The sequence below is a fragment of the Falsiroseomonas sp. genome (genome assembly GCF_030695085.1).
Lineage (GTDB): Bacteria > Pseudomonadota > Alphaproteobacteria > Acetobacterales > Acetobacteraceae > Falsiroseomonas.
Genome location: NZ_JAUYTS010000126.1, coordinates 20,951 through 35,946 on the forward strand (window position 1 = coordinate 20,951; position 14,996 = coordinate 35,946).

At 69.4% G+C, this 14,996-nt stretch carries 11 protein-coding genes; 8 read left to right on the forward strand and 3 right to left on the reverse strand.

The features are described from left to right. Nucleotides 1–17 precede the first annotated feature (17 nt). The gene (locus Q8S40_RS13935) at nt 18–599 is read right to left on the reverse strand and encodes an NAD(P)H-dependent oxidoreductase (protein ID WP_304813003.1); all 582 of its coding nucleotides are present in this window, start codon (nt 597–599) and stop codon (nt 18–20) included. Then, on the reverse strand, nt 599–1,030 hold the full coding sequence (locus Q8S40_RS13940; protein ID WP_305670864.1) for a cupin domain-containing protein: 432 nt from the start codon (nt 1,028–1,030) through the stop codon (nt 599–601). Before Q8S40_RS13940 ends, Q8S40_RS13935 begins: the two co-directional genes overlap by 1 nt. Before the next feature lie 76 nt (nt 1,031–1,106). On the opposite strand from Q8S40_RS13940, the gene Q8S40_RS13945 reads away from it, so the two are divergent. The 6 genes from Q8S40_RS13945 (at nt 1,107) to Q8S40_RS13970 (ending at nt 8,113) form a co-directional block, all read left to right on the forward strand. After that, the gene (locus Q8S40_RS13945; protein ID WP_305670865.1) at nt 1,107–1,688 is read left to right on the forward strand and encodes an NAD(P)H-dependent oxidoreductase; all 582 of its coding nucleotides are present in this window, start codon (nt 1,107–1,109) and stop codon (nt 1,686–1,688) included. Between the two features lie 44 nt (nt 1,689–1,732). Continuing rightward, on the forward strand, nt 1,733–2,977 hold the full coding sequence (locus Q8S40_RS13950; protein ID WP_305670866.1) for a Zn-dependent hydrolase: 1,245 nt from the start codon (nt 1,733–1,735) through the stop codon (nt 2,975–2,977). 249 nt (nt 2,978–3,226) lie between these two features. Beyond that, nucleotides 3,227–4,579, forward strand: coding sequence for a PAS domain S-box protein (locus Q8S40_RS13955; RefSeq protein WP_305670867.1), 1,353 nt, complete (start codon nt 3,227–3,229; stop codon nt 4,577–4,579). 64 nt (nt 4,580–4,643) lie between these two features. Further along, a complete protein-coding gene (serA, locus tag Q8S40_RS13960; protein ID WP_305670868.1) occupies nt 4,644–5,891 on the forward strand; it encodes a phosphoglycerate dehydrogenase in 1,248 nt (415 codons plus the stop codon). Nucleotides 5,892–5,960: 69 nt separating this feature from the next. Then, on the forward strand, nt 5,961–7,202 hold the full coding sequence (locus tag Q8S40_RS13965) for an Hsp70 family protein (RefSeq protein ID WP_305670869.1): 1,242 nt from the start codon (nt 5,961–5,963) through the stop codon (nt 7,200–7,202). Beyond that, nucleotides 7,199–8,113: a DMT family transporter gene (locus Q8S40_RS13970; protein ID WP_305670870.1), complete on the forward strand. Its 915-nt coding sequence runs from the start codon at nt 7,199–7,201 to the stop codon at nt 8,111–8,113. The genes Q8S40_RS13965 and Q8S40_RS13970 overlap by 4 nt, the downstream gene beginning before the upstream one ends. A 43-nt stretch (nt 8,114–8,156) precedes the next feature. Here Q8S40_RS13970 and katG read toward each other — a convergent pair whose 3' ends face one another. Further along, nucleotides 8,157–10,367 (reverse strand): catalase/peroxidase HPI, encoded by a 2,211-nt coding sequence (gene katG, locus Q8S40_RS13975; protein WP_305670871.1) that lies wholly within the window; start codon nt 10,365–10,367, stop codon nt 8,157–8,159. Between the two features lie 317 nt (nt 10,368–10,684). Between katG and Q8S40_RS13980 the strand changes: the two genes are divergently transcribed. Both Q8S40_RS13980 and Q8S40_RS13985 read left to right on the forward strand, forming a co-directional pair. Continuing rightward, a complete protein-coding gene (locus Q8S40_RS13980; protein WP_304812979.1) occupies nt 10,685–11,821 on the forward strand; it encodes an efflux RND transporter periplasmic adaptor subunit in 1,137 nt (378 codons plus the stop codon). Beyond that, nucleotides 11,818–14,937, forward strand: a complete 3,120-nt coding sequence (locus tag Q8S40_RS13985) for an efflux RND transporter permease subunit (RefSeq protein ID WP_305670872.1) — start codon at nt 11,818–11,820, stop codon at nt 14,935–14,937. The genes Q8S40_RS13980 and Q8S40_RS13985 overlap by 4 nt, the downstream gene beginning before the upstream one ends. The last annotated feature ends 59 nt before the right edge of the window (nt 14,938–14,996 follow it).

Consider the following 14,996-nt stretch of genomic DNA (forward strand, 5'->3'; position numbering starts at 1 on the left):
GAGGGCAAGGGGTTGGTTCAGAACCGTGCCATCCGGCCCCGCACCTGCGCCAGGAAGGCGGCGCGGCGGCGGTCATCCGCGCGGTTCATGTCGTACAGCGCCTGGTAGCCGATTTCCGCCCGCCCGGCGGTCAGCAGGCGGAAATAGCGGGTGACGGCCTTGCGCGGCGGGTCACCCGCCAGCATGGCGGTCCAGCGCGGGCGGCCATAGGTGCTGATGCCGGCCACCTTGCGGAGATGCAGCAGGTTGGGCTTCGCCACCCCATCCTCCAGCCGGAAGGACACGCCGGGCAGCAGCACCCGGTCCATCCAGCCCTTCAGGATGGCCGGCAGGCCGAAGCACCAGGTGGGGAAGGACAGCACCAGCGCCTCCGCCTGCTCCAGCCGACGGACGTAGTCCTCCACCGGGGCGCGGTTGTCCGGGATGGCGTGGTAGCCACGGCGTTCCTCGGCCGACAGCACCGGGTTGAAGCCCTCCGCATACAGGTCGCACAGATCCACCACATGGCCGGCCTGGCGCAGGCCCTCGCGGGCGGCGTCGCGGATGGCGGCGTGGAAGCTCTCGGGCAGCGGGTGGGCATACAGGTACAGCACGCGCATCAGGGCGTGCCGGCGATCACGGCGATGTCTTCCGCGGTCAGTTCCACTGGAACGCCGCCGCGGATCAGTTCCGCAAAACCCTCATTCGGCGCCATGAAGGTCAGGCAATACAGCTTCTCGGCGGTGTCGTTCACCAGGACATGCTCGACGCCCGGCCGCAGCACGAAGGCATCGCCAGGGCCGACCGGCATCTCCACCCCGTCGGCATAGGCCTTGCCCGCGCCCTTCAGCACGAAAAAGCATTCCTCCGCCACCTGGTGCGTGTTGGGCGGGGTGCGGCCGCCCGGCTCGAAAATCTCGATAACCAGGGTGAAGGACACGCCATCCGCCACCGGGTCGAACAGGCAGGCGAAGTAGTTGCTGTCGCCCGGCGCGATGCGGAAGCCGCGCAGATCGGCGGCGCGCCGGGCGAGGACGGGGGCGGACATCATCGGCGGCATATCTCCGTTGCGGTATCGGCCCGGAGCGTTGCATGAGGCGTGCCAGTCCCACAAAGGCCCCTCCGCCATGCGCGTGCTGATGATCCATTGCCACCCCCGCGCGGACAGCTTCTCCGCCGCCCTGCGCGATGCCGCCCGCCGCGCGCTGGAATCGCGCGGCCATGTGGTGGAACTGCGCGATTTATACGCGGAGGGCTTCGACCCCGTGCTGTCCGCCGAGGAACGCGGCCGCTACCACGAACTGCCCGCGAATCTGGCCGGCATCGAGGACCATGTCGAAAGCCTGCGCCGGGCCGATGCGCTGCTGCTGGTCTATCCAACCTGGTGGTACGGCATGCCCGCCATGCTGAAGGGCTGGTTCGACCGCATCTGGGCGCCGGGCGTGGCCTTCCAACTCGGCGAGGGCGCTATCACGCCGCTGCTGACCAACATCCAGCGCATCGGCGTGGTCACCACCTATGGCTCGCCCAACTGGCTGCTGTGGTATATTGGCCGCATCGACCGCAAGCTGCTGAACCGCGGCATCCGCCGGCTCTGTGCCCGCAACTGCCGCACGGATTGGTACACCCTGACCCGCATGGACCATCGCAGCCGCCCGGAATGCGCGGCCTTTGTCGCGCGGGTTGAGAAGGCGCTGGCGGGCTGGTAGCGCATCCGCTTTCACATCCGGCGGCAGGCTGTTACGCCCGCCGGATGAGGCAGGAGCAGGCGATGCAGGTCAGCGAGCAGCGGCAATGGGACCGGCTGATGCAGATGGCGCAACTCGGCGCCATTCCGGGCGATGGCGTGAACCGCGCGGCGCTGACCGACCTGGACCAGCAGTCCCGGCGACTGCTGCTGTCCTGGGCGCAGCCGCTCGGCCTTGCCCCATCCGTCGATGCGCTGGGCAATCTGTTCCTGCGGCATGAGGGCACGGACCCCTCCCTGCCCGCGGTGCTGGCCGGCAGCCACATGGATAGCCAGCCGAAGGGCGGCCGCTTCGACGGCATCTGGGGCGTGCTGGCGGCGCTGGAGGCGGTGCAGGCGATCCGTGAGGCGGGCATCACCACCAAGCGCGCCATCGAAATTGTCGCCTGGACCAATGAGGAAGGCGGCCGCTTCGCCCCCGGCTGCATGGGCAGCATGGCTTTTTCCGGGTTTCGCCCGCCGAACACCTGGGACGATGTAAGGGACAGGGACGGGCTGCGCTTCGGTGACGAACTGGCCCGGCTGCTGGCGGCGGAGGCCGGTATTCCGCGCCGCCCGCTCGGCTACACCCCCTTCGCCTATATCGAACCGCATATCGAGCAGGGCCCGCTGCTGGAGGCGGAGGGGCTGGATATCGGCGTCGTCACCGGCATCCAGGGCAGCCGCTGGTTCCTGGTGGAGATCGCCGGCAAGACCGACCATGCCGGCACCGCGCCCCTGTCGCTGCGCCAGGACGCCGTGCAGGACATGGTGCGCGCCATTTCCGCGCTGAACGCGCTGACCAGCGACCCTGACGACGTGCTGCGCTTTACCGTTGGTCGGGTCGAGGTATTTCCGAATTCCTCCAACACGGTCGCCGACCTGGCGCGTTTCAGCATCGACCTGCGCCACCCGGAAGCGGCGGTGCTGACGGCGCGCGGCGATGCCATTGCCGCCACCATCCACGCCGCCATGGCGAAGTGCCGCGCCACGGTGACGGAAACCTTCAACGCCCTGCCCGCCCGCTTCGACCCCATGGTGCAGGATTCGATCGAGGCGTCGGCGCGCGCCCTTGGACTCGGCGTGAAGCGGATGCCCTCCGGCGCCTTCCACGACGCGCAATTCCTGGTGCCGGTCTGCCCGAGCGGGATGATCTTCATCCCCTCCCGCGGCGGGATCAGCCATCATCCGGCGGAATATTCCACGCCGTCGCAGGTTGCCGCCGGGGCGGCGGTGCTGGCGGGGGTGCTGGTGGATCTCGCCGCGCGCTGAACGTATCGGCCAGCGCAACGAAGCCGCGCTGCCCAACCCGCGCCACGTTCCGCGTGCTAAACATGTGTTGAACAGTGACCGTGCGACCTGTTGCCCGGCCAGGGGTTGTCGTTGCGTGGCCAGCTTCGAGGCCGCGAATGCGGCCGGAGAGACGACAGAGAGATGCCTTTCCCAGAGATCGACTGGTCGGGGACCCCGCTGGGCCCGAGGGAGGACTGGCCCCCGGCCCTGGCCGCCGTCTACCGCCTGATGATGCATTCGCGTCAGCCGATGTTCCTCGCCTGGGGCGAGGAGCTGACCTTTCTGTACAACCAGCCCTACGCCACCATCCTCGGCCCGCGCCACCCGGCTGCCTTCGCCCGGCCCTTCGAACAGGTGTGGTCCGATATCTGGCCGGACATCAAGCCGCTGGTCGACCGCGCCCTGGCCGGCGAATCAACCTGGCGCGAGAACATGCACCTGGTGATGACCCGCCACGGCTACCCCGAGGACACCTGGTACACCTTCTCCTACAGCCCGTTGCATGATGATGACGGCCGGATCGTCGGCATGTTTTGCAGCGCGATCGAAACCACCGGCCAAGTGCTGGCCGAACAGGCCCTGCGGGAGAATGAGGGGCGCTTCCGCGCCCTGCTGGACGCGACGCCGGCCATGATGTGGGTGACCGACCGCAACGGCGACTGCACCCATCTCAACCAGAGCTGGTACGCCTTCACCGGCCAGACCCCGGCCACCGGCCTTGGCCATGGCTGGCTGGATGCCGTGCATCCGGCGGACCGGCCAGCGGCGGAGCGGAAATTCGAGGACGCGACCCGCACCAAGTCGCCGCTGCGCCTGGACTACCGGCTGCGCCATGCGGACGGGACCTGGCGCTACGCGATTGATGCAGCGCAGCCACGGCTGGCGGAAGACGGCACTTATCTTGGCCATGTCGGTTCCGTGCTCGACATCACCGACCGGCGGCAGGCGGAGGAACGCCAGACCCTGCTGGCGCGGGAGGTGGACCACCGCGCCAAGAACGTGCTGGCCGTGGTGCAGGCGATGATCCGCATGACCCAGGCCGATGACGTGGACAGCTACGCCCTGGCCCTGCAGGGCCGCGTGGCCGCACTCGCCCGCGCACACACGCTGCTGGCGGCCGATCGCTGGGCGGCCGCCGATCTCGGCGCGCTGCTGGCCGGCGAGCTGACCGCCTTCCTGGGCGAGGAACGGGCGGTTCGGGTGGTCCTGACGGGTCCGACCGTGGCGCTGCCGCCCGGCACGGCGCAACCGCTGACCATGATCGTGCATGAACTGGCGACCAACGCCTTCAAGCACGGCGCGCTTTCGGCGCAGACGGGGCGGCTGGAAGTGTGCTGGTCCGTGCAGGACGGGCGGTTGCGCCTGGACTGGACCGAGCGTGGCGGACCGGCGCTGGCCGGTGCCCCGCAGCGCCTCGGCTTCGGCACCAGGGTGCTGGATGGCACGGTGCGGCGCCAGCTCGGCGGCCGGCTGCAGCTCGACTGGCGGGCCGAGGGCCTGGCCTGCCGGCTGGAGGTGCCGTTGACCCCGAAGGCGGCGGGTGCAGCCGAACAGCCGGGCCTGATGTGGGGCACGGGGTAGCGCCGGGCCTTGCCGGGGCGGCCTGAAGGGCGCAGAAGGCGCCGGCTTCAACTCGGCCAGGCGCATGAACGACCGCATCTCCCTCCCCAAGGGCCGCATCAAGATCCTGCTGCTGGAAGGCATCGCCGACAGCGCGGTGGATCTGTTCGGCCAGGCTGACTACGTCACCATCCAGCGGGAAAAGAAGGCGCTGGAAGGCCAGGCGCTGATCGATGCGGTGAAGGGTGTGCATATCCTCGGCATCCGGTCCCGCACCGAGGTGACGGAGGAGGTGCTGGCCGCCGCCGACCGGCTGATTGCCATCGGCTGCTTCTGCATCGGCACCAACCAGGTGGATCTGCGGGGCGCCGCCCGGCGCGGCATCGCGGTGTTCAACGCGCCCTTCAGCAACACCCGCAGCGTGGCGGAGCTGACGCTGGCGGAATCCGTGATGCTGATGCGCGGCATCGTCGACAAATCCAACTCCGCCCATGCCGGCGGCTGGGACAAATCCGCCGCCAATAGCTGGGAGATGCGCGGCAAGACGCTGGGCATCATCGGCTACGGCAATATCGGCAGCCAGTTATCGGTGCTGGCCGAGGCCTTCGGCATGCGCGTGCTGTACCACGACCACACCGGCAAGCTGCCGCATGGCAATGCGACGCCTGCCGCCAACCTGCACGACCTGCTTACGCAATCGGATGTGGTCACCATCCATGTGCCGGAGACGCCGGACACCATCGGCATGATGGGCGCCCGGCAATTCGCCGCCATGAAGCCCAGCGCCGTCTTCATCAACAATGCCCGCGGCACGGTGGTGGATGTCGATGCGCTGGCCGCGGCGCTGCGGGAAAAGCGCATCCTGGGCGCCGCGCTGGACGTGTTCCCCGAGGAGCCGAAGCGGAATGGCGAGGCCTTCGTCTCCCCCCTGCAGGGCCTGCCCAACGTCATCCTGACGCCGCATATCGGCGGCAGCACGGCGGAGGCGCAGGACCGCATCGGGCAGGAAGTGGCGCGCAAGCTGGTCGATTATTCGGATACCGGCGCCACCATGGGCAGCGTCAACCTGCCGCAGGTGCAGCTTCCGGCCCGTCCGACCGGCGCGCGCTGGACGCATCTGCACCGCGATGCGCCCGGCATCCTGTCCCAGATGAATGCCTGCTTCGGCCGGCGCGGGCTGAACATCGCCGCGCAGTACTACCAGACGGATTCCGAGCTGGGCTATGTGGTGGTGGAAAGCGTCGAGGCGCGGGCGGAGGCGGAGCTGATCCTGGCCGAGCTGCGCGCCCTGCCCGGCACGGTGCGCGCAAGGCTGATCTACGAGCGACACTAGGCGGCAAGGGTTGCCTTGGAGGGCGGGGTGGGTTCTAAGCCGCGGCCCTCCCCGGCCAAGGCGCTCACCATGCAACCCGTCATCGGTATCGATTTCGGCACCACCAACAGCGTGGTCACCGCGCTGGCCGCCGATGGCAGCGTGCGCGTGCTGCGGCATGCGACGGATGACGTGTTCCGCAGCGTGATCTGCTTCTGGAACGGCGCCGATGGCCGGGTGAAACACGCCGCCGGGCCAGCGGGAATCGAGGCCTATCTCGATGATCCGCTGGACTCCCGCCTCATCATGTCGATGAAAAGCTACCTGGCGCAGCGCAGCTTCCAGGAAACGCGCATCCTCGGCCAGCCCTGGTCGCTGGAGCCGCTGGTGGCGGTGTTCCTGCGCGCGCTGCTGGCGCCGTTCCGGGATGATCTGGCCGGCGCGCAGGTGGTGGTGGGCCGCCCGGTGCGCTTCGTGGGCGAATCCGCCGATGACACGCTGGGCGAGCGCCGGCTCCGCGCCGCCTTCGCGCTCGCCGGGATGGAGCATGTGCAGGTGGCGCTGGAGCCCGCCGCCGCCGGGCACCGCTTCGCCGCCGGGCTGGACCGGCCGGCCACCGTGCTGGTGGCGGATTTCGGCGGCGGCACCAGCGATTTCTCGCTGCTGCGCTTCGACCCCGGGCCACCGCGGCGTGTCACCGCGCTCGGCCAGGCCGGTGTCGGCGTGGCGGGCGATGCCTTCGACTACCGGATCATCGATCGCGTGGTCTCCCCGCTGCTCGGCAAGGGCGGCAGCTATCGCGTCACGGGCACGGACCTGCCGATCCCGCCCGCCTGGTACAGCAGCTTCGCCCGCTGGCACCTGCTGTCGCTGATGCGGGCGCCGAAGACCATGCGGGATATCGAGGCGGTGGCCCGCACGGCGGAACACCCCGAGCAACTGCACCGGCTGATGCGGCTGGTGAAGGATGAGGCAGGCTACGCGCTGTACCGCGCGGTATCTGCCGCCAAGGCCGCGCTGTCCAAGGCGGAGACGGCCACCCTCCGCTTCCGCCATGCGGATTTCGAGGTGGCGGCGGAGATCGCGCGCAGCGATTTCGAGGCCTGGATCGCGCCGGAACTCGCCCAGATGCGGGTCGCGGTGGATGCGGCGCTGGCCGATGCGGGCCTGCCGGCCACGGCGGTGGACCGCGTCTTCCTCACCGGCGGCTCCTCCCTCGTGCCCGCCGTGCGGCGCATCTTCGAGGATCGCTTCGGCGCGGATCGGGTGGTGGCGGGCGGTGAGTTCGTCTCGGTGGCGGAGGGGCTGGCCCTGATGGGCAGCAGCACATGACCGCCCCGCGCGAACACCCGATGTGGGGCATCGCGCTGCGCCTGACGGCGACGCTGCTATTCACCGTGATGGGGCTGCAGGTGCGGCTGGCCTCGGCGGAAGCGCCGGTCGGGCAGATCGTGTTTCACCGCAGCGCCTGGGCGCTGATCCCGGTGCTGGCCTACCTGACCTGGCGCGGGCAGTTCCCGCGCGGGCTGCGGACGCGCAATCCGCTCGGGCATGTGCGGCGCAGCATGTATGGCTGCGCCTCGATGTTCTTTTCCTTCCTCTCACTGTCCAAGCTGCCGCTGGCGCTGGCGACCGCGCTGAGTTTCCTGGCACCGTTGCTGGCCGTGCCGGCGGGGATGATCTTCCTGCGGGAGAGGCCGGGGCTGCTGGTCGGCGGTGCCGCGGTGCTCGGCTTCGGCGGCGTGCTGCTGATGCTGCTGCCCGCCTTCATCGGCCCGACGCTGGATGCGGATACGTTGATCGGCGTCGGCGCCGGGCTCGCCACCGCAGCCACCGTCCTGGGTGCGCGCGTCGAGGTGAAGCGGCTGACGGCGACCGAACTGCCGGGCACCATCGTGCTTTATTTCTCGCTGGTCTGCGCCGCGGGCGGGTTGGCGACCTGGCCGTTTGGCTGGGCCGATGTCACCGGCACGGGCTTCCTGTACCTGGTCGGCGCCGGCTTCGCCGGGGGCCTCGCGCATATCTGCATGACGGAGGCGGTGGCGCGTGCACCCATCTCCCTGCTCGCGCCCTTCGAATACACGGCGCTGCTCTGGGCGGTGCTGTTCGACCTGCTGATCTTCGGCCTGGTGCCGGCGCTGCCCAGCCTGCTGGGCGCGGTGCTGATCGTGGCGGCGGCGGTGCTGGTGGTGTTCGCGGACCGGCTGGGGCCGGTGCTGGCGCGCTGGGTCGGGCGGGGGTAGCGCCGGCCCGGCGGAGGTTCCGCCGGGCCGGGTCGTCACGGCATTACGCCAGGTCGAAGCGGTCCAGGTTCATCACCTTGGTCCAGGCGGCGACGAAGTCCTTCACGAAGGCCTCCTTCGCATCATCGCAGCCATAGCGTTCCGCCAGGGCGCGAAGCTGGGAATTGGAGCCGAACACCAGGTCCACCCGCGTGCCGGTCCACTTCAGCGCGCCGGTCGCCCGGTCACGGCCCTCGAACACCTCCGCTGCTTCCGAGGTCGGGCGCCAGACGGTGCCCATGTCGAGCAGGTTGGTGAAGAAGTCGTTGCTCAGCGTCTCCGGCCGCTGCGTGAAGACGCCGTGCTGCGCCTGGCCGGTATTGGCGTTCAGCACGCGCAGCCCGCCCACCAGCACCGTCATCTCCGGCGCCGACAGCGTGAGAAGCTGCGCGCGGTCCACCAGCAGTTCTTCCGCCGTCAGGCTGTAGCGGGTCTGCTGGTAGTTGCGGAAACCGTCCGAGGTCGGCTCCAGCACCTCGAAGGATTCGACATCCGTCTTGTCCTCGGAGGCGTCGGTGCGGCCGGGGGTGAAGGGCACCTCCACCTCATGCCCACCCTTCCGGGCCGCCTGCTCCACCGCCGCGCAGCCCGCGAGCACGATCAGGTCGGCCAGCGAGACCTTCTTGCCGCTGGTCTGCGCCGCGTTGAAGTCCTGCTGGATCGCCTCCAGCTTCGCCAGCACGCCGGCGAGCTGGGCGGGCTGGTTCACCTCCCAGTCCTTCTGCGGCGCCAGGCGGATGCGCGCGCCATTGGCGCCGCCGCGCTTGTCCGAGCCGCGGAAGGTGGAGGCCGAGGCCCATGCGGTGGCGACCAGCTGGTGGATCGGCAGGCCCGAGGCCAGGATGCGGCCCTTCAGCGCGGCAATGTCCTGCGCATCGACCAGCGGATGATCGACCGGCGGCACCGGGTCCTGCCACAGCAGTTCTTCCTGCGGCACGAGCGGGCCGAGGTAGCGGTCCTTCGGACCCATGTCGCGATGGGTCAGCTTGAACCAGGCGCGCGCGAAGGCATCCGCCAGCTGCTCCGGGTTCTCATGGAAACGCTTGGAGATGGGCGCGTAGATCGGGTCCATCTTCAGCGCCATGTCGGCCGTGGTCATCATCGGCGCGTGGCGCACGGACGGGTCATGCGCGTCCGGCACGGTGCCATCGCCGCTGCCATTGGCCGGGGTCCACTGCCAGGCGCCGGCCGGGCTCTTCGTCAGCTCCCATTCGTAGTTGAACAGGTTGTCGAAGTAGCCGTTGTCCCACTGCACCGGGTTGTTGGTCCAGGCACCCTCGATGCCGCTGGTGATGGCGTGCACGCCGACGCCGGTGCCGAAGGTATTGCGCCAGCCGAGGCCCTGTTCCTCGATGCTGGCCCCCTCCGGCTCACGCCCCACCTGGGCGGCATCGCCGGCACCGTGGCACTTGCCGAAGGTGTGGCCGCCGGCGACCAGCGCCACGGTTTCCTCATCGTTCATCGCCATGCGGGCGAAGGTCTCGCGGATGTCCTTGGCCGAGGCCAGCGGGTCCGGCTGGCCGTTCGGGCCTTCCGGGTTCACGTAGATCAGGCCCATCTGCACGGCGGCCAGCGGGTTCGCCAGTTCGCGTTCGCCGCTGTAGCGGGCATCGCCCAGCCAGGTGTCCTCGCTGCCCCAGTAGACGTCCTCCTCCGGCTCCCACTGGTCGACGCGGCCACCGGCGAAGCCGAAGGGCTTCAGGCCCATGGATTCGATGGCGCAATTGCCGGCGAAGACCATCAGGTCGGCCCAGGAGAGCTTGTCGCCGTATTTCTGCTTGATCGGCCACAGCAGGCGGCGGGCCTTGTCCAGATTGCCATTGTCCGGCCAGCTGTTCAGCGGCGCGAAGCGCAGCGTGCCGGCGCCGGCGCCACCACGGCCATCGCCGGTGCGATAGGTGCCGGCGCTGTGCCAGGCCATGCGGATGAACAGCGGGCCGTAATGCCCGTAATCCGCCGGCCACCAGGGCTGCGAATCCTTCATCAGCGCGAAGATGTCCTGCTTCACCGCCTCGAGGTCGAGCTTCTTGAATTCCTCGGCATAGTTGAAGGCCGGGTTCATCGGGCTCGAGGCGGGGGCGTTCTGGTGGAGAATCCTGAGGTTGAGCTGGTTCGGCCACCAGTCACGGTTGGACCTGCCGCCGAAGCTCGTATGCCGCGGTGCGTTGTGCATCACGGGGCACTTGCCGCCGCCGGGGGGGCTGTTTCCGTCCATGGTTTCTCTCCGATCCTGTTCGTTCTGCCGCGACGGAGGGGGTGTTGGCGAGCCAATGCGGCACGGCACAGGGCCGGCCACACCCGTTCCCGCATGGCGTCAGTGAAGACACGGTAGACGTTTCGCCTGCATCAATGGAAGTTTGGTAACTCAATGGGATCGATTGAGTGAGACTATCGGGTCAGCGGCGCTGACGGGTTGCCGCCGCGCCCGAGCCAGGCACGCCGCCACCGAACACGCCCGCGTTATGGCCGCAACTGTGCTGGTGCCTTAGCCTTGGAGAGACGAGGCGCAACGGGGGACAGGCTATGGCAACGATGCAGCGACGCGGTTTGGCGGCGCCCCGGATATGCGCCGGCGCGGTGGTGGTGGTGCTGCTGAACCTCGCCCTCGCCCTGCCCGCCACAGCGCAGCCCACCCCGCCCCCCCCGGCAGTCGTGGTGGCGGAGGTGGTGGCGGAGCCGGTCAGCCGGCCGGCGGAATTCGTCGGGCGCATGGAAGCGATCCGCAGCCTCGATCTCCGCGCCCGCGTCCAGGGCTTCGTCACGGAAGTGCCCTTCGAGGAAGGCTCTGCCGTGCGGCGCGGCGACCCGCTGTTCCTGCTGGACCCCTCGCAGCATGAGGCCGAGCTGGCTTCCGCCGAGGCACAGCTGTCCCGCGCCCAGGCGACGGCGGAGGAGGCGCAGCGCAGCCTCGGGCGCAGTACGGAGCTGCGCCGCACCAATACCGTGCCGCAGGCGCGGGTGGATGAGGCGCAGGCGATCTATGACGGCGCGCGGGCGGATGTGCTGGCGGCGGAAGCCGCGGTGCGGCTGGCGCGCCTGACCCTGTCCTACACCCGCATCGAAGCGCCGATCGATGGCCGCATCGGCCGGGCCAATTTCTCCACCGGTGCGCTGGTCGGGCCGGATAGCGGGGCATTGGCGCGCGTGGTGCAGTTGCAGCCGCTGCGCGTCGTCTTCTCCGTCACCGAGGGCATGATCGTCGATTTCCGCGAGGCGCAGCGCCGAGAGGGCGCGGCCGTGCCGGACATGACCCTGCGGCTGCGCCTGCCCAATGGCAGCCTGTATGACCGGCCCGGGCGTTTCGACTTCCTGGACAGCGAGGTGGCGAGCAACACGGGCACGGTGGCGGTGCGGGCCATCTTCGACAATCCGGATGAAATCCTGCTGCCCGGCCAGTTCGTCACCGTGATCGTCGCGGCGCGCGCGCCGGAGATGCGGCCGCTTGTGCCGTTTTCCGCCGTGCAGCGGGACCGGGAGGGGGCCTTCGTCTTCGTCCTCGGGGAGAACGACACGGTGGCCCGCCGCCGCATCGAGACCGGCGCGCGGCTGGCCCGCGGCTGGTCCGTGACAAGCGGGCTCGCGGCCGGGGAAACGGTGGTGGTGCAGGGCACCCAGCGGCTTCGGGACGGCCTGGCGGTGCGCCCGGCGCGCCAGGGTGAAGGCGCGTGATCTCCAGCCTGTTCATCTCCCGCCCCAGGCTGGCGGCGGCGATCTCCATCGTCATCGTGCTGGCCGGCGCCATCGCCTACCTGTTCCTGCCGGTCTCGCAATACCCGCCCATCGCGCCACCCTCCGTCACCGTCACGGCGAATTATCCGGGCGCCAACGCGCAGGTGATCGCCGATACCGTCGGCGCGCCGCTGGAATCCGCGGTGAACGGGGTGGAAGGCATGATGTACATGTCCTCCAGCAGCTCCAATGCCGGGCAATACACGCTGACGGTGACCTTCGAAGTCGGCACCGACGCCGATATCGCACAGGTGAATGTGCAGAACCGCGTGCAGCTCGCCTCCTCCCGCCTGCCATCGCAGGTGGTCCAGCAGGGCATCACCGTGCGTGCGCAATCGCCGGATTTCCTGCTCGCCATCGCCTTCTACCCGGCGGAGGGCAGCGCGCTGGACCCGCTCGAGGTCAGCAACTACGCCAGCACGCTGATCGCCGATGCGATGTCGCGCATCGAGGGTGTGGGAGAGGCGCGCTCCCTCGGCACCGCCGACTACGCGATGCGGATCTGGCTGGACCCCAACCGCATGGCCATGCTGGGGCTGACGCCGGATGACGTGGCGGCGGCGGTGATGCGGCAGAATGTGCAGGCCTCGCTCGGCCAGGCCGGCGGCATGCCCGCCCCGCCTGGGCAGCAGGAGCAATACAGCATCATCGCCGAGGGGCGGCTGCCGGATGCCGCCTCCTTCGGCGACATCATCATCCGCAGCGGTGCCGATGGCGCCATCCTGCGTATTCGCGACATCGCCCGTACCGAGCTGGGCGCGCAGAGCTACATGGCCAATGCCAGCTTCCGCGGCCAGCCCGCGACGATGATGACCCTCGCCCAGTCGCCCGGCGCCAATGCGCTGGACACGGCGGATGCGGTGCGGGCGGAGATCGAAAGGCTGGCGCGCGACTTCCCCGAGGGGATGGCCTATGCCGTGATCTACGACGCCACCGCCTTCGTCCGCGCCACTGTGCAGGAAATCCTGGTGACGCTGGCGATCACCTTCGTCGTCGTCGTGCTGGTCACTTTCGTCTTCCTGCGCAGCTGGCGCGCCACGTTGATCCCGGCGCTCACCATCCCGGTCTCCCTGATCGGCACGCTGGCCGTGCTGCTGGCTGCGGGGTTCTCGGCCAATACGGTCAGCCTGCTGGCGCTGATCCTGGCGATCGGCCTGGTGGTCGACGACGCGATCCTGGTGGTCGAGAATGTCGAGCGCATCCTGGACGAAACGCCGGACATCACCCCCGCCGAGGCGGCGCGGCGCGCCATGGGGCAGGTTTCGACACCGATCATCACCACGACGCTGGTGCTGCTGGCGGTCTTCGTACCAACGGCCTTCCTGCCCGGCATCAACGGCCAGCTCTACCGGCAATTCGCCGTCACCATCTCCTCCGCCCTGGTATTGTCCTCGGTGGTCGCGCTGACCCTGGCACCGGCGCTGGCGGCCAGCCTGCTGCACCGCAGCACGCCGGGACGCGGGCCGCTGGCGGCCTTTGCGCGCGGGCTGGATGGGCTGCGTGACCGCTACGTGATCGCCGTTGGCTGGCTCGTCGGGCGCAGCCTGCTGGCGCTCGGCGCGGTGCTGCTCTGCATGGCCGGGGCCGTCTACCTGTTCCTGGCCTTGCCGGCGACGCTGGTGCCCAACGAGGACCAGGGCGCCGTCTTCGTCGATATCCAGCTACCCGATTCGGCCTCCCTGGAACGGACCGAGGCGGTGGTGGCGCAGGTGCGGCAGATCATGGCGGAGACGCCCGGCGTGCGTGACGTGGTGATGGTTGCCGGCTTCAGCATATTGCAGGGCTCGCCACGGCCGAATGGCGGCTTCGGCCTCGCCGCTCTGCAGCCATGGAGTGAGCGCAAGGCGGCGGAGGTGGGGCTGCGCCACATCCTCGGTTCCCTGCAGCAGCGTTTCGCGGCGATCCCGGAGGCCCAGGTCATCGCGTTTCCGCCGCCGTCCCTGCCTGGCGCCGGGGCGGTCGGTGGGCTTGATTTCCGGCTGCAGGCGCAGCGTGGCCAGTCGCCGCAGGAATTGGCGGAGGTGACACGCGCCCTGGTCACCGCGGCCAATGCGCATCAGGCGGTTGGCAGCGCTTCCTCCAGCTTTTCCGCCGATGTGCCGCAGATCCGGCTGCACCTCGACCGCATCAGGGCGGAGACCTTCGGGGTCGGCGTCGGCGATGTATTCTCCACCATCGGCGCCTTCTTCGGCTCCCGCTACATCAACGACTTCACCTATGCCAACCGCGTCTACCAGGTGGTGATGCAGGCTGACGCGCCGCATCGCGCCGCGCCGGAATCGGTATTGTCGGTGCATCTGCGCAATGCGGAAGGCGGCATGGTGCCGGTGCGCGCCCTGGCGGGGGTGGAGACCGAACTCGGCCCCTATGCGCTGTCCCGCTACAACCTTGCATTGGCCGCGCAGGTCAATGCGCAGGCCGCGGCCAGCACCGGCGCGGCGATCGCGGCGTTGCAGGAGGTGGCGGCGGAGGTGCTGCCGGAAGGCTACAGCTACGAATGGTCCGGCACCGCCTTCCAGCAATTGCGCGCGGGTGCGCAGCTTCCAATGATTCTCGCCGTCGCGCTGGCCTTCGCCTATCTGTTCCTGCTGGCCCAGTATGAAAGCTGGACGCTGCCGCTGCCGATCCTGCTGTCACTGGCCGTGGCGGGGCTGGGTGCGACCGCGACGCTCACGGTGGTCGGGTTGGAGAACAGCCTCTATGCGCAGATCGGCCTGGTCTTGCTGATCGGGCTTGCCAGTAAGAACGCGATCCTGATCGTCGAAGTCGCCCGGCTGCAACGCGATGCGGGAAAAAGCGTGGCGGAGGCCGCCACCATCGCCGCGGCGCAGCGCTTCCGCGCCGTGCTGATGACGGCCATTTCCTTCATCATCGGCGTGTTGCCACTGGCGCTGTCCACCGGCGCCGGCGCCGGCGCACGCAGGGCCATCGGCTTTACCGTCCTGGGCGGCATGCTGGCGGCGACGACGCTTGGGTTGCTGGTGATCCCGGCCTTGTACGCTGCGATGCAGCGGATGGCGGAAGCGACGATGGCGCGTTTCGGCGGCAAGGCTTGAGCGCCGCTGGACCGCCATTTCCGCGAAGGCGTCAGCCGAAGGCGCGCGCTGACGCGCGG

Bases quoted from the DNA above. Each gene is read 5' to 3' on its own strand.
- Q8S40_RS13935 (WP_304813003.1), bottom strand. From the start codon at position 599: ATGCGCGTGCTGTACCTGTATGCCCACCCGCTGCCCGAGAGCTTCCAC.
- Q8S40_RS13940 (WP_305670864.1), bottom strand. From the start codon at position 1,030: ATGATGTCCGCCCCCGTCCTCGCCCGGCGCGCCGCCGATCTGCGCGGC.
- Q8S40_RS13945 (WP_305670865.1), top strand. From the start codon at position 1,107: ATGCGCGTGCTGATGATCCATTGCCACCCCCGCGCGGACAGCTTCTCC.
- Q8S40_RS13950 (WP_305670866.1), top strand. From the start codon at position 1,733: ATGAGGCAGGAGCAGGCGATGCAGGTCAGCGAGCAGCGGCAATGGGAC.
- Q8S40_RS13955 (WP_305670867.1), top strand. From the start codon at position 3,227: ATGATGCATTCGCGTCAGCCGATGTTCCTCGCCTGGGGCGAGGAGCTG.
- serA (WP_305670868.1), top strand. From the start codon at position 4,644: ATGAACGACCGCATCTCCCTCCCCAAGGGCCGCATCAAGATCCTGCTG.
- Q8S40_RS13965 (WP_305670869.1), top strand. From the start codon at position 5,961: ATGCAACCCGTCATCGGTATCGATTTCGGCACCACCAACAGCGTGGTC.
- Q8S40_RS13970 (WP_305670870.1), top strand. From the start codon at position 7,199: ATGACCGCCCCGCGCGAACACCCGATGTGGGGCATCGCGCTGCGCCTG.
- katG (WP_305670871.1), bottom strand. From the start codon at position 10,367: ATGGACGGAAACAGCCCCCCCGGCGGCGGCAAGTGCCCCGTGATGCAC.
- Q8S40_RS13980 (WP_304812979.1), top strand. From the start codon at position 10,685: ATGCAGCGACGCGGTTTGGCGGCGCCCCGGATATGCGCCGGCGCGGTG.